We start from the raw sequence: 20,145 nt of genomic DNA on the forward strand, positions 1-20,145 counted from the left end.
GAGAAGCCATACAAGATTTGGATTTACTCAGCCGTGTGGGTTTTAGTGAATAATGCATGCGTTTTTATTTTAAATTCCTTTGGCTTTTAGGGATTTTTCTTATTTTTTATTTTTTAGATTTTAAGGGCAGTTCTTCTTATATCAGCGACAGGATTAAAAATGCCTTGATGAGCGCTAAAAACAGCTTAGCAGACAACATTCAAGCGTATTTTTTTCAAGTCAAAAACATTAAGGAATTTCAAAAAGAACGCTTGATTTTAGAAGCTTTAAAATTAGAAAACGCTGATTTAAAAGAGCGTTTGAACAGCGTTTATCCTTTAGAAAAGCCCACAATGGTCTATACCCCCACTTTCATGACTTCATTCATCAGTTTAGAAGACACGCACAGCGTTTCTCTCAACCCTATTGTGAATTTAGAAGAAAATAAGATTTATGGCCTTGTCTCTCACAATCAAGCCATAGGCATTGCCGTGCTGGAAAAAGGGCGCTTGAACGGGTTTTTGAACGCTCACAAGCGCTGCGCCTATAGCGTGATGATAGGCAAAAATCAAGTGTTAGGCTTTATAGGATCCAATTTCAAGCAAGAATTAGTCGTGGATTTTATTGTCCCTAGCGCTGAAATTAACATAGGCGATCAGGTGCTAACGAGCGGGCTAGATGGGATTTTTGGAGCGGGGGTGTTTGTGGGCGAAGTTTCAAGTATTGAAGATCATTACACTTATAAAAGCGCGGTGTTGAAAAACGCTTTTTTAAGCGGTGCCAAACTTTTAAGGCATGTGTTTTTAAGCGACGTGAAAAACTAGCGTTATATTCAAAGCTCATTGAAGCGGATCTTTTAACCCCTTCCAATAAAACTAAGCTTCAGAAAAAAATCTTTTAATTTATCTTTTTGGATCCAATCATCTTTATATTTATCCCCCACATCATCCTTATTTCCATAAAATTTTAAAACCACTTGGATTTTGAAATGGGGTTTGTCTTTTGGAGTGAAAACCTTACCTTTAAAAAGTTTATACGCATCTGCTTTATGTTCGTAATCAGTGTGTTTACTCCCTTTAGGATCAATGAAACAAATGATCTGCGTGCCGCCCTTTTGCAGCCAAAAGATAAAATCAGGGAAAAATTTCCTTTCTGCAGCGTTGTCTATATAAGGGATAAACAAATTGTCTAAATGCTCATCAATCTTGCTGAACGCCCAAAAATCATAGTTTTCTTGCAGCGCTTTTATGGTTTCAGTTTCTTGTAACTCTTTTAAAAAATCAATCTCGCTTTCCACTTTAACCACATGCTTGAGCCAATCGCAGTTTTTGGCTTTAATTAAAGGGGTGTAGTAATGCTCTTTGAGTTTTAACAGCTCGGCACCATCAACTTCAAAGGTTTTGTCTTGTTTGTGTTTTTCGGTATCATAAGGATCGATCTCGCCTTGCGCGATTTTTTTTTATTAGAGTTTCTTTATCCAAAGGCGCATACTCTTTCACTTCTTGGATTTTTTTAACCAATTCTTCTTTTTTGCTCGCCTTAACTTTAATCCTTTTAAAATGCACGATTTTCTCACTATCTAGAGCGTTAAACTCGTCTTTAGGCACTTTTTGATTAGGGTATAGCTTGCCTTTAATTTCAGAAATCATGTAATCTAAATCTTTATAATGCCAAGTTGATACCTTTTTAAAATGCGCTTCTTGTATCATGTTTTTTAACTGCGCGTAATCTTTAGGGTCATAAATTTCATGCTTTAAAATGAAATGCTTTTCACTCATCAAATTAAAATACTCTTTTAAATCCTTGAAATTTTCTCCGCTCATTTTAAACGAAGCGCTTTCGGGAAGTTCAGAAATGCTTGTTTGTTCTTTTCGGTAGCAAGGCACGAATAAGGCGTGTTCTATGCGCGTTTTTTCTAATTTGATTTCACGCCAAGACCCTCTATCCTCGCCCCTATTTTCGCTCTCTTTTTGGATCGTTAAAATCGCTTCAAGGCTTGCATGGTTAGTGGGTATCACAAAAAGCGTTTCTAACATTGCAGCGTTTGGTTTCAAGGCTTTTTTAATGGCTCCATCTATGTCTAAATACGCTAACCTTTGGCGTTGGTTTTTGACGCTTTCAATCCTTACGCCCCTGCCAAAAGATTGCTTCACCAATTTTTTAGCGTCATCATCAAGCCCTATATTGAGAAATAAAATCACGCTAGGCCTTGTGCTGTCCCACCCGGTTTCAAAAGTGCGAGACCCCACTAAGATATTGATACTGCTCTTATCAATCTGGCTGAAATAGCTCTCTTCTTTAAAGCTTAAATTCTTGCTCACCACCTTCACGCTCTTTAATTTTTCACAAATCCATTCGGTAATATCGCCTATTTTAATCAAGCAAAAGACTTTATCGCTTGTGTTGAGCTTGAAAGCGATTTCTTGGTTGTTTTTAGGGTTAATAATGACTTCAATATGCCCGTTGTTAGCGTAAAAAACTTCTTCTTTTAAGCCTTTAAAATCCATGCTCTTTAAACCCTCTTTAAAAACCTGAACCTTATAATCTTTATCTTTGTTATCGCTAAAAAGAAATTCCGGCTTCATTAATTCCTCTAATAAATCCTCTTTAGCCTTTAAAAAATCGCTCTCATCGTCATTTTCAATCACGCGCGCTAAAGTTTTAAAAAAGATTTCCGCATCGCTGTTTTTTACATTCACAGAATGGGTGAACACGAGCATCAAAGGGTCGTGAAAATAGCCTTCTGTTTGATAGCGTTTTTGCATGCTTAAAAGCAATAACGCTTTTAAAAGAGCGATCTCTTTTTCCCTATCGTTTAAATCTTTTAATTCCTTAAAAGCGATTAAATTGTTTTTCTTCAATAAAACAGACTCTTTACCATAGCCAAGCTTCACCCACTCGCCCACGCTTAAATTATACACCGCAGTGATGAGATCGCTCTCTTCGGTGAAAGTGGCGCTGAAATTGAATAAAAACCCTTTTAAAGACAGCAGGCTAAAAATCGCTTGTCTTTTGCTCTCAGACTTGTTCCCCTTATGCGCTTCATCTAAAATCACATAGTTTTCCCCATTATCCCAATAATCCTTATAATTTAAAAGGTTTTCCTTGCTTTCTTCATCATTCATTAAATCCGCGCGGTAATAAAAAAGAGCGATTTGTTCCACTATTTTTGGAGCGTGATAAAAATCTTCATTTTTAACGCTTTTAAGGTTTTTGAAACCCATTTGTTTGGAATAATCCTTACCCCGGTTGTATTTTTCAATTTCTTTTTCAAATTGCTTGATCAAATTTTCATTCGCGCTAAAAAACATGATATTTTTCTTAGGGATTAAACCCATTCTTATAGCCACGCTTAAAAGCTCTACCAGTTTGATAATGACAATCGTTTTACCGCTCCCTGTGGCCATGTAAAAGGCTAAGCGGTTGATGAAATTTTCAAAACTCACGCGCTGATTTTCCACCTTAAAATGATTCTTTAACAAAGGATGGAGTTTCTTTTTAGCGAAATCGCAATTAGCGAACGAATAATGCTTTTGATAAAACGCGTAAAATTCTTTTTTACTCCCTTTGAAATCTTTAAAATAAGCGGCAAGCATTCTAAAAGCGTTAATCAAAGCTTGCTGTTGGTAATCTAAAAGCTCCTTATTATTATCAAAGCTTTTAAAGTCTAGCCTTTCTAATGGCTCGTTAATCTTATTAGTGTTCAATTCCTCTTCAGCGAGTTTTTGAGCGACAAAAATTTCGTTATCGGTGGTTAAATCTTTTTTCTTTGCCATGATTTCTCCTTACCAAATGAGCGCTTCTTTTAAGGCTTTTAAAATCTCTATTTCTTTATCATTCCCTTTAAATTTCACCACCTTTTCATTAAAAAACTCCACTTCCAACCCCCATAAATTTTCCAAAGTCTCTTTAATATCCACGCCCATTTTTTCTAGCGCATCTACATTGAGCGTGTAAGATTCATTTTTGCATTCCACCAAATCGCTGTATTGTTCATCATAAGCTAAGGGTTTGTCGTTGTCTTCATACTTGATTTTTCTTAAAATCTCTTCATAGCTTTCTAACGCATAAACTTTTATGACCCCGCCTCCATTAAACTCTTTAGCCGCACCGCTTTTAAAACCGCCTACAACCTTTTTAAGCCTGGGCAAAATCACGCTCTCAAAATGCTCCCCCATTTCAATACCGATATACTTTCTCTTAAGCTTGTGCGCCACCGCGCAAGTCGTCCCGCTCCCGGCGAAAAAGTCTAACACGAGATCGTTTTCTTGGGTGGAAATTTCTAAAATTCTTGAAATTAGGGCTTCGGGTTTGGGGGTGTCAAAAAGGGCTTGCCCTTCAAAAAGCTCTTTGATTTCTCTTTTAGCGTCTTGAGTGTGTCCTACTTCTGTGTATTTCCATATTGTTAAAGGTGTTGTGCCTTGCTTGACTTCACTTAAAAAGCGTTTATAGCTTGGCACACCACTACCGCTTGTGGGGAAAAAGATACGATTGTCAGCGATCAATTCTTGTAATTTTTCTTGTGAATAAACCCATGAGCGACCATGCGGAGGGTATATTTCTTGCTTGGTGTAGGGGTTAAAAATAGGGTAAATATTACGCTCAACAGCCGATCCAACTGATAAATCAGAGGACTTCCACACGCCTCTTTCATCGTTATCTAAATTTTTATAGCGCGCATTCATTTCGCTTGTGCGTGGTAATAAAATAGGTCGCCAAATTTCTTTATCTTTGGCATATAGTAAAATAAAATCGTGATTATCAGAGAACCATTTCGCATCATTTTGTGGAGAATACTTTTTTTCCCAAATAATCGTATTTACAAAGTTATCACCCCCCCCATTAAAGACTTCGTCCATGAGCGCTTTACAATAAGCCTGTTCGTTATCATCAATGCTCACAAACATTACGCCTTTATCATTCAATAAGGAATGTGCAAGCTCTAGGCGGTTTTCCATCATAGCGAGCCAGCTGGAGCGCTTGAAATTATCCGCATAAACAAATTCATTGTTTTGCGTGTTGTAAGGCGGATCAATATAAATGCAATCAATGGTTTCTTTATAGCGGTTTTTGAGAGAGTTTAGGGCTTGGTAGTTTTCGCTTTTAATGAGCGTGCCGTTGATTTCATCTTCATTGAATAAGTTTTTAATCTCTTCTTCTAAATCTTTAAAATAGAGAGTGTCTAGGGGCAAGAACTCATTTTCTAAAAGATTGTCTGTGGTTTTTAAATTCAAGTCTTGCCATTCTTTAACTTGCTTGGGGTAGTTTTTGTGGTTTGTGATTTTATTTAGATCGTAGTTTTTAGCTTTTAATTGATCTAGGCTTACAATGAAATGCGAGTTTAACACAAAGCGCGGTTTGTTGTAGATCTTACAAAGTTCGTTTTCAAATTCGCTCACTAATAAAATGACTTTTAAAGCCACTTCCTTAATGGTGTTGATTTCATTGAGGCGTTTAGCGTCAAATTCAGTCATTTCTTTAAAAAGGTATTCAAACAAATACAAATCCAATTGCTCTTTTAAAAACCCTAGCGCGTTTTTATGGATAAAATAATCCATACTGCCTTGCTTTTTGAATTTTGCAAACGCTTTTTTCAACGCTTCTTCATCAAGTTTGATGCCATGATTAGAGCATTCTTTTAAAATCTCATGGATATTAGTAACCCTTCCATTGCTTGAGAGAGTAACGCTAAAAGTTAGGGTGTTGGTTTTTGCGTCTGTATCTTTTAGATTAAAGACTAGATCTATTTTTTCATTATTCTTTTTACTTTCTAATGAAGAAGCGTCAAAATTAAAAATAATGTTTTCTAATTCAAAGCAAAAATCCTTATAAATGGTTTCGCTTTTCACGTAATAAAGATCTTTGGTTTTATAAAATAAGGCGGTGTCTTTTTTAAGGGAGCATTTTTCATAGCCGCTTTTAGTATAAAGGCTATCATAAAGGGGCGTGTCGTTGAAATAAATCCCTCCATTAGCGCTCAAATAACGCTTGAAAAAGCTATAGAGTTTGTCAAACAATTCTTCTTTGAGATCGTTGTTGTTTTGGCATTTCAAATCAATGAGTTTTTCTAATTCTTGTTTTTTGCTTTGATAATACTTGCTCTTAGCCTTCAACAGATTGATTATGCCGCTTTTCATTGCTCTAGGGCTAGGATCTAAAAGGCTTTCTTGCTCATCTTCAATCTTAACGCCTATAAAAAGGTTTTCTAAAACTTCATAAAATTGCGCTTCGTTCGTTTTCATCATAACGCTCCTTAAAAACATGAAAAAGTATTATAACAAAGCCCATTCATTTAGCGCTACAATACCCCCATGCAAAAAAAGATTTTTTTACTAGAAGACGATTACCTTTTAAGCGAGAGCGTTAAGGCGTTTTTAGAGCATTTAGGCTATGAAGTGTTTTGCGCTTTTAACGGGAAAGAAGCTTATGAAAGGCTCTCTGTTGAGCGCTTCAACCTCTTGCTTTTAGACGTGCAAGTGCCTGAAATGAATAGCTTGGAATTGTTCAGGCGCATCAAAAACGATTTTTTAATCTCTACGCCTGTGATTTTTATCACCGCCTTACAGGATAGCGCTACCTTAAAAAACGCTTTTAATTTAGGAGCGAGCGATTATTTGAAAAAGCCTTTTGATTTAGACGAATTAGAAGCGCGCATTAAAAGGTTTTTCAATGATGATCCCATAGAAATCATGCCTAACATTTTTTATTACCAACACTCTTTGGATATTAAAGGGAAAAAGGAAATCCTAGCACCCAAAACCGCCCGACTTTTAGAATACTTTTTAGAGCATAAAGGGCAAATCATTAGCTCTCAAGCGCTAGAAAATAATTTATGGGAGCAGGCTATTGATGATTCCACCTTACGCACTTACATTAAAGTGTTGCGCAAGCTTTTGGGTAAAAATTGCATAGAAACGCATAAGGGGGTGGGCTATCGCTTTAACCCACTATGAAAAAAAATCCCTCAAACTCTTTTTAGGGACTTATTTGGGCTCTTCGTTTGTGTTGATGCTGGTGATTAGCGTTTTAGCGTTTAACTATGAAAAAAACGAAAAAATCAAAATGATACGCATGGACATGGACAAAACGGCTTCTAAGATCGCTAGCGAAGTAATTGCCTTACACATGCAAACGCATGGGGATTATCAAAACGCTTTAAACGCTCTGATTTCACGCTATAAAGACGCTTCCATAGCCCTTTTTGATAGCAAGAAGCGCATTTTGTATTCTAATATCCCTGAAAGCACAAATTTGATTAAAAACCATAAAGAAGTGGGCTTTTTTAGTTTCAAAGGGGAGTATTACTTATTTAGCGATGAAACTTTCGCTCATTTAGGCGTGGCTAAAATGCTTTTTAAAAATCCTAAACCCCTTCATTTTTCTTTTTTGTATCGTAACATTGTTTTAGTGTTTGTCATAGCGTTTTTATGCGTGATAGGGGTTTCTGTGTTTTTGGGGCGTTTGTTTTTAAAGCCCATTAGGAATGAAATCACCCGCATTGATCATTTTTTAAAAAACACCACGCATGAATTAAACACCCCCATGAGCGCTTTAGTCTTGTCTTTAAAAACCTTAGAAGACAACCAACAACACCGCCGCATTAAAATCGCTATCCAGCGCATGGGTTTTTTATACCACTCGCTCTCGTATTTAGTGATGCAAGATATTGAACGTGAAACCCCCATGCTTTTAGATTTAAAAGCCTTAATTACCAAAGAAAACACGCTTTTTAGCGAGATGATAGACTACCACAAGCTGGAATTTAAAAGCGATTTAGCGGGAGTGGAATTTAAGGCTAAAGAGCAGGATTTCATTTCGCTTTATAGCAATTTGCTCATGAATGCGATCAAATACAGCGTCATGCATGGGTATATCCACATAGAGCTAACGCATGCGTTTTTGAAAGTGAAAAATTTAGGGTATGAAATCCCTAAAGACAAGATCACAGAATTAAGCGTTCGTTATGCGCGTTTCAATTCTAGCGTGTTGGGTTATGGTATAGGGTTGGATTTAGTGAAAAAAGTGTGCGAAAAGTATAAAATGCGTCTAGAAATTCATAGCGAACCCTCTTTAAAAGGATCGTTTTATGAAAATTCGTTTTGCGTTCAATTTCAAGGATAAAGATGCTTTCAGTGTATGAAAAAGTGAATGCCCTAGACAAAAGGGCGATTGAAGAATTGTTTTTAAGCCAAGACATTTTAATGGAAAACGCCGCTATGGCTTTAGAAAGAGCGGTTTTACAAAACGCTTCTTTAGGCGCTAAAGTCATTATCCTTTGTGGGAGCGGGGATAATGGGGGCGATGGCTATGCTCTAGCCAGGCGTTTAGCGGGGCGTTTTAAAACGCTGGTCTTTGAAATGAAACCAGCCAAAAGCCCCATGTGCCAATTGCAAAAAGAAAGGGCTAAAAAAGTAGGGGTGGTCATCAAAGCATGGGGAGAAAAGAATGAAGATTTAGAATGCGATGCGTTAATAGATTGCGTGGTAGGGAGCGCTTTTAAGGGCGAATTGGAGCCGTTTTTAAACTTTGAAAGCCTTTCTCAAAAAGCGCGCTTTAAAATCGCTTGCGATATTCCTAGCGGGATCGATTTTAAAGGCAGGGTGGATAAGGGAGCGTTTAAAGCGGATATGACTATCAGCATGGGCGCTATCAAATCATGCTTATTGAGCGATAGGGCTAAAGACTATGTAGGGGAATTGAAAGTGGGGCATTTAGGGGTTTTTAATCAAACTTATGAGATCCCAACAGACACTTTTTTACTGGAAAAAAGCGATTTGAAATTGCCCTTAAGGGATAAAAAAAACGCTCATAAAGGCGATTACGGGCATGCGCACATTCTTTTAGGCAAGCATAGTGGGGCCGGGTTATTGAGCGCATTAAGCGCGTTAGGCTTTGGATCTGGGGTGGTGAGCGTTCAAGCGTTAGAAGGCGGGATAACTTCCAGTAACAAGCCTTTAGAATTGGTTTTTTGTGAAAATTTCCCTAACCCATTGAGCGCGTTCGCTCTTGGCATGGGGTTGGAGGGTTTCCCAAAGGATTTTAACAAGTGGCTTGAATTAGCCCCATGCGTTTTAGATGCGGGCGTTTTTTATCATAAAGAGATCTTACAAGCCTTAGAAAAAGAAGCCGTTTTAACCCCTCACCCTAAAGAGTTTTTATCGTTATTAAAATTAGTGGGGATCCATATAAGCATGCTAGAATTGTTAGACAATAAACTAGAAATCGCAAGGGATTTTTCTCAAAAATACCCCAAGGTGGTTTTGCTTTTAAAAGGGGCTAATACCCTAATCGCTCATCAAGGGCAGGTTTTTATCAACAATTTAGGGAGCGTGGCTTTAGCCAAAGCAGGCAGTGGCGATGTGTTAGCGGGGCTTATTTTAAGCTTGCTTTCTCAAAATTACACGCCTTTAGACGCTGCTATTAACGCAAGTTTAGCGCACGCGCTAGCGGGTTTAGAATTTAAGAATAATTACGCTTTAACGCCCCTAGATTTGATAGAAAAGATCAAACGATTATAAAAGGATAAAAATGGATCATTTAAAGCATTTGCAACAATTGCAAAACATTGAAAGGATCGTGCTTTCAGGCATTGTATTGGCCAATCATAAGATTGAAGAGGTCCATAGCGTTTTAGAGCCTAGCGATTTTTACTACCCGCCTAACGGCTTGTTTTTTGAAATCGCTTTAAAACTGCATGAAGAAGATTGCCCCATTGATGAGAATTTTATCCGCCAAAAAATGCCCAAAGACAAGCAAATCAAAGAAGAGGATCTGGTCGCTATTTTTGCGGCAAGCCCTATAGATAATATTGAAGCCTATGTGGAAGAAATTAAAAACGCTTCTATTAAACGAAAACTTTTTGGCCTGGCTAACACTATTAGAGAGCAAGCCCTAGAAAGCGCGCAAAAATCCAGCGATATTTTAGGCGCTGTGGAGCGAGAAGTCTATGCGTTATTGAATGGCAGCACCATAGAGGGCTTTAGGAGCATTAAAGAAGTTCTTGAAAGCACGATGGATCTTATTACAGAAAACCAAAGAAAGGGGAGTTTGGAAGTTACTGGCATACCGACTGGTTTTGTCCAGTTGGATAATTATACGAGCGGTTTTAATAAGGGGAGTTTAGTCATTATAGGGGCAAGGCCGTCTATGGGTAAAACCAGTTTGATGATGAACATGGTCTTAAGCGCACTCAATGACGATAGGGGGGTAGCGGTTTTTAGTTTAGAAATGTCTGCGGAGCAACTCGCTTTAAGGGCGTTATCGGATCTCACTTCTATTAACATGCATGATTTAGAGAGCGCAAGGCTTGATGATGATCAATGGGAGAATTTAGCCAAATGCTACGATCACCTTTCTTGCAAAAAACTCTTTTTCTACGATAAAAGTTATGTGAGAATAGAGCAAATCCGCTTGCAACTGCGAAAGCTTAAATCCCAACACAAGGAATTGGGTATCGCTTTTATTGACTATTTGCAACTCATGTCAGGGAGCAAAGCCACTAAAGAGCGCCATGAGCAAATCGCTGAAATTTCAAGGGAGCTTAAAACTTTAGCCAGAGAATTAGAAATCCCTATCGTAGCGTTAGTGCAACTCAACCGCAGCTTAGAAAACCGAGACGATAAACGGCCCATTCTTTCTGACATTAAAGACAGCGGGGGGATTGAACAAGACGCTGATATTGTTTTATTTTTATATAGAGGCTATATCTATCAGATGAGGGCTGAAGACAACAAAATAGACAAGCTCAAAAAAGAAGGCAAAGTTGAAGAGGCGCAAGAGTTGCACCTAAAAGTTAATGAAGAAAGGCGTATCCACAAGCAAAATGGCAGTATTGAAGAGGCTGAAATCATCGTGGCTAAAAACAGGAATGGGGCTACAGGAACGGTTTATACGCGCTTTAACGCTCCTTTCACGCGCTATGAAGACATGCCCATAGATTCCCATTTAGAAGAGGGGCAAGAAACTAAAGTGGATTATGATATAGTTACACCTTGAAAGACAAAACTTTTCAGGGGGCGTTTGAACTTCTTACAACCCCCAAAGAATACCTGGTGTGTGGGGTGTTTTTAAGCCTTTTATTGGCAATCAATCTTTATTTAGAATACTTGAATTACCAAAAGCTTGATTTTTCAAAACCGATAAGCCTGAACGCTCAAATCCTGTTGCAATACCCTAAGACTAAAGATCAAAAAACCTATTTTGTCTTAAAGCTCCAATCAAAGGGCATGATCTTTTACACCACCATTAAAGAGCCTTTAAAAAACCTCCAATACCGCCATGCGCAATTTTTTGGCAAGATCAAATCTTGTTCGTTCTTAGAATCTCTAAAATCATGCTTTTTTCAAACTTATTCTTTTTCTTTAACACGAAAACAAGATTTTAAATCGCATTGGCGCCATTTCATTGACAGCGCTCATTCAAACGCTTTAGCGGGTAATTTGTATCGAGCGTTATTTATAGGGGATAGCTTGAATAAAGACTTGAGAGACAGGGCTAACGCGCTAGGGATCAACCACTTATTAGCCATTAGCGGGTTCCATTTAGGGATTTTGAGCATTAGCGTGTATTTTCTTTTCTCTCTTTTTTATACCCCTTTACAAAAACGCTATTTCCCTTATAGGAACGCTTTTTATGATATAGGGGTTTTGGTGTGGGTTTTTTTGCTAGGGTATTTATTGCTATTAGATTTTTTACCCTCTTTTTTCAGGGCGTTTCTAATGGGCTTATTAGGGTTTTTGGCATGCTTTTTTGGGGTAAGGCTTTTGAGTTTTAAACTTTTGATTTTAGCGTGCTGTATCGCCATAGCGTTACTCCCTAAATTGCTTTTTAGCGTGGGGTTTTTGCTTTCTGTTTGTGGGGTGTGGTATATCTTTTTGTTTTTAAAGCACACTCAAGCCTTTTTTAAAACCTCTTCTTTTTTGATGCGATCTTTTCAAGCCATAAGCTTAAGCGCGCTGGTGTTTTTGAACATGCTCATTATCGCACATGCCTTTTTCCCTATGTTTTCGCCCTACCAGCTCTTTAGCATTCCTTTAGGCTTGATTTTTATCGTGTTTTTCCCTTTGAGTTTACTCTTGCATGCTGTGGGTTTGGGGTCTTTGTTGGATCGCATTTTAAACATGCCTTTAGCTATCCCTACAATTTCAATCTCTTCGCCCTTATGGCTTTTAGGGGTGCATTTATTTTTAACGATTTTAAGCGCGCGTTTTTTTAAAGTTTATTTAAGCATGAATGTTTTAAGCGCAGGCTTTTTCTTGTATTGTTGCTATCAATATATTATAATGCCTAGTTTAATCGTAGGTTAGAAAAGTCATTTTATTAGGGATCAAATAATTGCTTAAAAAAATCACGCATCAAATCAAAGCTTTAAGCGAATTGGTCGCTTTGGAGCATACGATATTTTCTAGCATGTTTTTACTCATGGCTATGGTCATAAGCTCCTATCAAAAAAATCAAACGCTCTTTGTTGGGTTAGAAACCTTAATCCTTTGTTTTTTAGCCTTATTAGGGGCAAGAAATTTCGCTATGGGGTTTAACCGCCTGGTGGATAGAGATATTGATAAGGATAACCCAAGGACCAAAAACCGCCCAAGCGTGGATGGCCGGATCAGCGTTAAAGGCATGGTGGTTTTTAGCGCTTTAAACGCTCTTTTATTCGTGGTGGTGAGCTATTTCATCAACCCTTTAGCTTTCAAGCTTTCGTTACCTTTTTTAATCATTTTAGGGGGGTATTCGTATTTCAAGCGCTTTTCTTCTTTGGCGCATTTTATCGTGGGTTTGGCTTTGGGTTTGGCCCCCATCGCTGGGAGTGTGGCGGTTTTAGGGGATATTCCTTTATGGAATGTCTTTTTGGCTTTAGGGGTGATGTTATGGGTGGCTGGGTTTGATTTGCTCTATTCTTTACAGGATATGGAGTTTGATAAAGAAAGGGGCTTGTTTTCCATTCCTAGCCAATTAGGGGAAAAATGGTGCTTGAATCTTTCAAGGCTCTCACACCTTGTAGCGTTAGTATGCTGGCTTTGTTTTGTGAAATATTATCATGGGGGGCTTTTTGCGTATTTAGGGTTAGGGGTTTCAGCCTTGATTTTACTCTATGAGCAGATCTTAGTGGCTAGAGATTATAAAAACATTCCTAAAGCCTTTTTTGTGAGTAATGGCTATTTGGGGGTGGTGTTTTTTATTTTTATCGTCCTTGATGTGGGGTTTAAGCATGCATGAGTTGGTTTTAAGATCCCAAGCTTTAGGATTTGAAACGCGCTTAGTCCAATGCGATTTATCGTTCTCTTATGAAAGGTTCATCTCTAAAACCACACGCTCTTTAGCGGTATTAGAAGAATTTGATTGGTTGGGTTCTGGCTTTGATTTTTCACGCTTGAATGTTGAAAACGACACTCTGGAATTACTCAAAGCGCTGTATTTTAAGTTAGAAAAATTAGAGAGCCTGCTTTTAAAAGAAAATTTACTTGAGTTGGAACAAAAGGATCGCATCACTGCTTTAGGGCATGGACTCATTTGTATTAAAAAACAAAGCCTGATAGCGCCTCAAACTTATTACGGGCGTTGCGTGTTAGAGGGGAAAATCCTAGCCTTTTTTGGCGTGGCTAGGGATAAAAATTTTTTAGAAATCACTCGCATGCACGCCTTAGACATCAAGCGTTATGATTCTTTCATTGTTGATAGCGAAAGAAAAGGCTTAAAATTATGAATGGGAGCAATCATGTTATCTTCTAATGATTTGTTTATGGTCGTTTTAGGGGCGATTTTATTGGTGTTGGTGTGCTTGGTGGGGTATTTGTATCTTAAAGAAAAAGAGTTTTACCATAAAATGAGGCGTTTAGAAAAAACCCTAGATGAATCCTATCAAGAAAATTACATCTATTCTAAGCGTTTGAAAGAATTAGAGGGGCGTTTGGAGGGCCTTTCTTTAGAAAAAAGCGCTAAAGAGGATAGCTCATTGAGAACGACCCTTTCACACCTTTATAACCAGTTGCAAGAAATCCAAAAATCCATGGACAAAGAGCGCGATTATTTAGAAGAAAAAATCATTATTTTAGAAAACAAATTCAAAGACATGGGGCATTATGCCGCTAGCGATGAAATCAATGAAAAACAGGTTTTGAAAATGTATCAAGAAGGCTATAGCGTGGATTCTATTTCTAAAGAATTTAAAGTGAGTAAGGGCGAGGTGGAATTTATATTGAACATGGCAGGGTTAAAATGGTAGCTTTAAGCAACGCTCTTTCAAGGGTTTTTGGCTCTGTCGCTGGCTATGAATTCCCTTCTTTTATCCAAAAAGGCATCAACGCTCTTTACGTTAAGATCTTTAAAATTGATTTGAGCGAGTTTGAGCCTTTAGAAAATTATAAGAGTTTGAACGCTCTTTTCACGCGCTCTTTAAAAAAAGAACGCCCCTTTGACAAAGCCCCTAATATTTGCATTGCACCTTGCGATGCTTTAATCACTGAATGCGCTTTTTTAGACAACAATACCGCTTTACAAATTAAAGGCATGCCCTATAAAGCGCATGAATTAGTGGGTGAAATCAACCCCTTAAGCCCTTCTTTTTTCTATGTGAATTTTTACCTTTCGCCCAAAGATTACCACCACTACCATGCCCCTTGCGATTTAGAAATTTTAGAGGCCCGTTATTTTGCGGGGAAATTACTGCCGGTCAATAAGCCCTCATTACACAAAAACAAAAACCTGTTTGTGGGCAATGAAAGAGTCGCGCTTGTTGCAAAAGACATTCAAGGCAACAGGTTGTATTTTGTGGCGGTGGGAGCGTTAAATGTGGGTAAAATGCGTTTTAATTTTGATAAGAATATCCAAACTAACGCTAAAGCCCGTTTCACGCAAACCTACTCTTACAACCCTCCGATTAAGGTTAAAAAAGGGGATAATTTAGGGAATTTTGAAATGGGCTCCACGATTATTTTATTCATTCAAAACACCGCTTTTAAAGATTTGAAAGAAAAAAGCGTGAAGTTTGGGGAAAGTATAGGGGAATTTCATGCCAACTGATAACGATTTAAAAACTGCTATTTTGGAATTATTAAACGATTTAGACGCGCTTTTAGTGGCTCATTTTTATCAAAAAGATGAGATTGTAGAGTTAGCCCATTATACAGGCGATAGCTTGGAACTCGCTAAAATCGCCAGCCAAAGCGATAAAAACCTCATCGTGTTTTGCGGGGTGCATTTTATGGGTGAGAGCGTGAAAGCCCTGGCCTTTAACAAACAAGTGATCATGCCCAAACTCTCATGCTGTTCTATGGCGAGGATGATTGATAGCCATTACTACGATAGAAGCGTTCATTTATTGAAAGAATACGGCGTTAAAGAATTTTACCCTATCACTTATATCAATTCTAACGCTGAAGTGAAAGCCAAAGTCGCTAAAGATGATGGCGTGGTCTGCACGAGCCGCAACGCTTCTAAAATCTTCAACCACGCTTTAAAACAAAATAAAAAAATCTTTTTTCTACCGGATAAATGCTTGGGGGAAAATCTAGCCCTAGAAAATGGCTTAAAAAGCGCGGTTTTAGGCGTAAATAGCCCAGAAGAAATTAAAAACGCTGATGTGGTTTGTTATAACGGCTTTTGTTCGGTGCATCAGCTTTTCAAATTAGAAGACATTGAATTTTACCGCCAAAAATACCCGGATATTTTAATCGCTGTCCATCCAGAGTGCGAGCCTAGCGTGGTCCAAAATGCTGATTTTAGCGGATCAACGAGTCAAATCATAGAGTTTGTAGAAAAGCTAAGCCCCCATCAAAAAGTCGCCATAGGCACTGAAAGCAATCTAGTCAACCGCCTAAAAGCCAAGCGCCACCATCAAAACACTTTCATTCTTTCTAGCACGCTCGCCCTTTGCCCCACCATGAATGAAACGACTTTAAAAGATTTGTTTGAAGTCTTAAAGGCCTATAAAAACCACAGGCCTTATAATGCGGTTGGATTAAAAGATGAGGTGGCGCGTTTAGCCAAACTCGCTTTAACTAAAATGATGGAGTTGTCCTAATGGAGATTAAAACCTTTCTAAAACGCGCTTTAAAAGAAGATTTAGGGCATGGGGATTTGTTTGAAAGGGTGCTAGAAAAAGATTTTAAAGCCACAGCCTTTGTTAGGGCTAAACAAGAGGGCGTGTTTTCAGGCGGAAAATACGCTTTAGAGTTGTTGGAAATGACCGGCGTTGAATGCGTTAAAACCATTAAAGATAAAGAACGCTTCAAACCCAAAGACACTTTAATGGAGATTAGGGGGGATTTTAGCATGCTTTTAAAGGTTGAGCGCACCCTTTTAAACCTTTTGCAACACAGCAGCGGGATCGCTACTTTAACGAGTCGTTTTGTAGAAGCTTTAAATTCTCATAAAGTGCGTTTGTTGGATACACGAAAAACCAGACCCCTTTTAAGGATCTTTGAAAAATATTCCGTGCTTAATGGGGGAGCGAGCAACCACCGCTTGGGGCTAGATGACGCTTTAATGCTTAAAGACACGCATTTAAAGCATGTGAAAGATTTAAAAAGCTTTTTAACGCATGCCAGAAAAAACCTGCCTTTCACGGCTAAAATTGAAATTGAATGCGAAAGCTTTGAAGAGGCCAAAAACGCCATGAATGCGGGAGCGGATATTGTGATGTGCGATAACATGAGCGTTTTAGAGACTGAAGAGATTGCCGCTTATAGAGATGCGCATTATCCCTTCGTTTTACTAGAAGCGAGCGGGAACATTTCACTAGAGAACATCAACGCTTACGCCAAAAGCGGCGTGGATGCCATTAGCGTAGGGGCTTTAATCCATCAAGCCACTTTTATTGACATGCACATGAAAATGGCTTAAAGACTTTAAAAAGGGGTTATTAGCATGCTAAAAGAATATTTAGAAAGCATTAAAGACATTACGGATAAAAAGAATGAACTCAGGCACCGCCCTTCTTTATACAACTTGCTTAAGGGTTTGAAAGATCATTTCAATAAAGAGTATAAGATTGAACATGAACCTGAAAGAGAGCAAGGAAGCCAGCCTGATTTTTGTGTTTCTCTTCAAGGGCTTAGCATCGGCTATATAGAAAATAAAAGAGTGGGGACTAACCTTAGAGAACAATTAGAAAAACCCCAAATCCTTAAATATTTAGAATTAAACCCCAATCTCATGCTCACCGATTACCTTAATTTCATGTGGGTAGGGAAAGATGAAAATAACGCTCCTTTCATTAAAAAAGAAATCTCTGTCGCTAGCCTTGATGAACTCTCTAAACCCCCCAAAACACAAACCGAGAACGATTTAATTGAATTGTTCAAAAGCTTTTTCAATTACGAAGCAGCCCCTATCGCTAACGCTAAAGATTTCGCAACGCATTTGAGCCCGCGCACCAGGTATTTAAAAGACGCTTTAATCCAAAACCAAGAAAAAACGCAAGTTTCTAGCATTTTTAAGAATTTTAAAGCATATCTTTATGAAGAATTGAGTTTTGAAGACTTTAGCGATGCGCTCGCTCAAACGCTTACCTACAGCCTTTTTTTAGCCAAGCTCAACCACCCTTTTGAAAAAATTGATTTGAATAATGTGAGGAGTTTTATCCCTAAAAATTTCGCTGTGATCAGAGAAATGGCGGATTTTTTAAAAAAACTTGATGAAATTAAAGAAATCCAATGGCTTTTAAATGAAATTTTAAGCTTGATAAATCATGTTGATATGGGTTCTATCCTTAAAGATTTGAATGACGATAAAGACCCTTATTTGCACTTTTATGAAACCTTTTTGAGCGCTTATGACCCTAAATTGCGAGAGAGTAAGGGCGTGTATTACACCCCAGATTCGGTGGTAAAATTCATCATTAACGCTTTGGATAGTTTGCTTAAAACGCGTTTCAAAGACGCTCCCTTAGGCTTAAAAAGCGCATTAGATAACGAAAACATCAAGCTCTTAGATTTTGCCACCGGCACAGGCACTTTTTTATTAGAAGCGTTTAAAAAAGCGCTAGAAGTAAGAAAGACAAGCGATGGAGGCACCTCCACTAAAGAGGACAAATACCAAAACCTCTTAAAGCAATTTTATGGGTTTGAATACTTGATCGCTCCTTATGCGATCGCTCATTTGAATCTCAGCCAAGCCTTTAAGGAGGAATTTAAAAAACCTCTCAAAGAAAACGATGCGCTTAAAATCATTTTAACCAACACCCTCACACAGCCTAGTGAGATCGTTGCTTATCGTGGGTTAAGCCCGATTTTTGAAGAAGAGCTTAAAAGCGCTCAAGAAATTAAAAAAAATGAAAATATCCTTATCATCACCGGTAACCCCCCTTATAGCGGGGCGAGCAGTAATGAGGGCTTGTTTGAATGGGAAGTGAAAGCCACTTACGGCATAGAACCTGAATTTCAAACCATAGAAATTGAAAAAAAGGTTAAACTCACCGCTAAAATCCAAACGCTTTTAAAGAACATTCAAACCCAAAAAGAAAGCGGCGGCAAAGACGCCCTAAAGGAACTTAAAAACCTCCATTCCAAATACAAACTACAAAAGGAGAAAAACCCTAAATGGCTCTTAGACGATTACGTGAAATTCATGCGTTTCGCTCAAAACAAGATCGAATCATTAGGGCATGGCCTTTTTGGCTTTATCTCTAACAACGCTTTTTTAGACAACCCTACTTTTAGAGGGTTAAGGCGCTCTCTTTTAGAATGCTACGATGAGCTTTATATTCTCAATTTGCATGGAAACGCTAGGAAAAAGGAGAAAACCCCACAAGGCGCAAAAGATGAAAATGTTTTCAATATCATGCAAGGCGTGTCCATTAACCTCTTTGTCAAAAAGGCGCAAACAACCAAGCCAAAAATCCACTATTATGATGTTTATGGCCAAAGGGCTGAAAAATACGCCTTTTTAGCCCAACATGATATAAATAGCATTGAGTGGCTTGAGCTTACCCCAAGAGAGCCTTTTTACTTGCTGTTGCCTTTAGAAACGCCCTTGTTAGATGAATACGAACAAGGGTTTAGCGTTCAGGATATGTTTCAAGTTGGAAGCACCGGTATTTGTTCGCAACGAGATCATGTCGTTTTCCATAAAGACAAAGAAAGCTTATTAAAGCTTTTAAAGGATTTTTCAACCTTAGAACCTAGCGAGTTACGCAGAAAATATAATATTAAAAAAGATGGTAGGGATTGGCGTTTAGAATATGCTATTAAAGATGTTAAGGCAAACGCTAACAATTTAGAAGAATACATTGTGTCGTGCCAATACCGCCCCTTTGATTTTTACTACACTTATTATACCGGTAAATCAAAGTCTTTTATCGCTTATCCACGAGGCGAAGTTTTCAAGCACATGTTACCCCCCCCCCCCAACAAACCCTAAAACACCCAATCAAACGCGCAAAAATGTCGCGCTAAACACCCCACGACAGCTAAAAAACAACGATAAAAGTTGGACGCAATGCTTTATAAGCTCTAACATTAACGATCAAGGGTTAAGCTCTGGGGGCAATGGAGCCGGGGTTAATTACCCCCTTTATCAGTTCAGAGATCCCAACTACACCGAAAATTTTACGCCAGAGTTTAGAAGCTTTATAGACAAGCATTATAACCACCCTTTTGAGCCGCTAGAGATTTTAGGCTATATTTATGCGTTATTGTATTCCCCCAACTACCGCAAGCGTTATGAAGACTTTCTCAAAGCCGATTACCCTAAAATCCTTTTCACAAAAAATAAAGATTTGTTTAGAGCCTTAAGCCTTTTAGGGATTGAGTTGATCGGCTTGCATGTTTTAAATAAAGAAAGCCTGAATTACAGCTTTGAAAAACTAAAAGACGCCACCATAGGCGAATCCTGCTATAAAGAAGCGCATGAGCGTAACCCCATCATCAAAAAACCCTCTCATAACGAGCCAGAACAACGCCTTTATATCAACCATAGCGCTTATTTTAGGGGGGTGAGTCAAGAAATTTATGATTATAGGATAGGGGGGTATTGCGTTTTAGACAAATATTTAAAAAGCCACAAAAACGAGCCTTGCGATTTTGATCATGTAACCCATATCATTAGAGTCATCGCGTGCACGATTGAAATCCAAAAAACGCTTGGATTTTTAACGAGCGATTTGCCTCATTTAAAAGGGAATGACAGCAAAGCCTTAGCGCAAGAAATCTTGCACAATCCACCCCC

General features: G+C 38.3%; 15 protein-coding genes and 1 pseudogene. 14 read left to right on the forward strand and 2 right to left on the reverse strand.

Going from position 1 to position 20,145, the window contains the following annotated elements; translation table 11 throughout:
- Window positions 1-56 precede the first annotated feature (56 nt).
- Window positions 57-803, forward strand: coding sequence for a rod shape-determining protein MreC (gene mreC, locus DV63_RS16130; protein WP_001213315.1), 747 nt, complete (start codon window positions 57-59; stop codon window positions 801-803).
- A gap of 32 nt (window positions 804-835) precedes the next feature.
- Here mreC and DV63_RS16135 read toward each other — a convergent pair.
- Window positions 836-3,755, reverse strand: a pseudogene (locus DV63_RS16135) (DEAD/DEAH box helicase family protein).
- 9 nt (window positions 3,756-3,764) lie between these two features.
- Window positions 3,765-6,221, reverse strand: a complete 2,457-nt coding sequence (locus DV63_RS16140; RefSeq protein WP_020982479.1) for a site-specific DNA-methyltransferase — start codon at window positions 6,219-6,221, stop codon at window positions 3,765-3,767.
- 69 nt (window positions 6,222-6,290) lie between these two features.
- On the opposite strand from DV63_RS16140, the gene crdR reads away from it, so the two are divergent.
- From crdR to DV63_RS18610, 13 genes are all read left to right on the forward strand, one after another.
- The gene (gene crdR, locus DV63_RS16145) at window positions 6,291-6,932 is read left to right on the forward strand and encodes a copper response regulator transcription factor CrdR (protein ID WP_001169779.1); all 642 of its coding nucleotides are present in this window, start codon (window positions 6,291-6,293) and stop codon (window positions 6,930-6,932) included.
- The gene (gene crdS / locus DV63_RS16150; protein ID WP_080220071.1) at window positions 6,898-8,100 is read left to right on the forward strand and encodes a copper-sensing histidine kinase CrdS; all 1,203 of its coding nucleotides are present in this window, start codon (window positions 6,898-6,900) and stop codon (window positions 8,098-8,100) included. The genes crdR and crdS overlap by 35 nt, the downstream gene beginning before the upstream one ends.
- A 2-nt stretch (window positions 8,101-8,102) precedes the next feature.
- Window positions 8,103-9,497 (forward strand): bifunctional ADP-dependent NAD(P)H-hydrate dehydratase/NAD(P)H-hydrate epimerase, encoded by a 1,395-nt coding sequence (locus tag DV63_RS16155; protein WP_000954028.1) that lies wholly within the window; start codon window positions 8,103-8,105, stop codon window positions 9,495-9,497.
- A gap of 10 nt (window positions 9,498-9,507) precedes the next feature.
- Window positions 9,508-10,974, forward strand: a complete 1,467-nt coding sequence (locus DV63_RS16160) for a replicative DNA helicase (protein WP_000349745.1) — start codon at window positions 9,508-9,510, stop codon at window positions 10,972-10,974.
- On the forward strand, window positions 10,971-12,284 hold the full coding sequence (locus tag DV63_RS16165; RefSeq protein ID WP_000653620.1) for a ComEC/Rec2 family competence protein: 1,314 nt from the start codon (window positions 10,971-10,973) through the stop codon (window positions 12,282-12,284). The genes DV63_RS16160 and DV63_RS16165 overlap by 4 nt, the downstream gene beginning before the upstream one ends.
- Before the next feature lie 28 nt (window positions 12,285-12,312).
- Window positions 12,313-13,197 (forward strand): menaquinone biosynthesis prenyltransferase MqnP, encoded by an 885-nt coding sequence (mqnP, locus tag DV63_RS16170; RefSeq protein ID WP_000913984.1) that lies wholly within the window; start codon window positions 12,313-12,315, stop codon window positions 13,195-13,197.
- Window positions 13,190-13,684 (forward strand): hypothetical protein, encoded by a 495-nt coding sequence (locus DV63_RS16175; RefSeq protein WP_017179726.1) that lies wholly within the window; start codon window positions 13,190-13,192, stop codon window positions 13,682-13,684. The genes mqnP and DV63_RS16175 overlap by 8 nt, the downstream gene beginning before the upstream one ends.
- Window positions 13,685-13,696: 12 nt before the next feature.
- Entirely contained in the window at window positions 13,697-14,203 is a 507-nt protein-coding gene (locus DV63_RS16180) for a DUF6115 domain-containing protein (protein ID WP_000953105.1), read from the forward strand.
- The gene (locus DV63_RS16185) at window positions 14,197-15,000 is read left to right on the forward strand and encodes a phosphatidylserine decarboxylase (protein ID WP_000226174.1); all 804 of its coding nucleotides are present in this window, start codon (window positions 14,197-14,199) and stop codon (window positions 14,998-15,000) included. Before DV63_RS16180 ends, DV63_RS16185 begins: the two co-directional genes overlap by 7 nt.
- Window positions 14,990-16,000 (forward strand): quinolinate synthase NadA, encoded by a 1,011-nt coding sequence (gene nadA / locus DV63_RS16190; protein ID WP_001141776.1) that lies wholly within the window; start codon window positions 14,990-14,992, stop codon window positions 15,998-16,000. The genes DV63_RS16185 and nadA overlap by 11 nt, the downstream gene beginning before the upstream one ends.
- Window positions 16,000-16,821 (forward strand): carboxylating nicotinate-nucleotide diphosphorylase, encoded by an 822-nt coding sequence (nadC, locus tag DV63_RS16195; RefSeq protein ID WP_000404107.1) that lies wholly within the window; start codon window positions 16,000-16,002, stop codon window positions 16,819-16,821. Before nadA ends, nadC begins: the two co-directional genes overlap by 1 nt.
- Window positions 16,822-16,845: 24 nt before the next feature.
- Window positions 16,846-19,338, forward strand: a complete 2,493-nt coding sequence (locus DV63_RS16200; RefSeq protein ID WP_020982480.1) for a type ISP restriction/modification enzyme — start codon at window positions 16,846-16,848, stop codon at window positions 19,336-19,338.
- A partial coding sequence (locus DV63_RS18610) for a type ISP restriction/modification enzyme (RefSeq protein ID WP_338010353.1) occupies window positions 19,232-20,145 on the forward strand: 914 nt, incomplete at its 3' end. The genes DV63_RS16200 and DV63_RS18610, both read left to right, overlap by 107 nt.

Source organism: Helicobacter pylori FD535, assembly GCF_000296015.2.
Classification (GTDB): domain Bacteria; phylum Campylobacterota; class Campylobacteria; order Campylobacterales; family Helicobacteraceae; genus Helicobacter; species Helicobacter pylori_CT.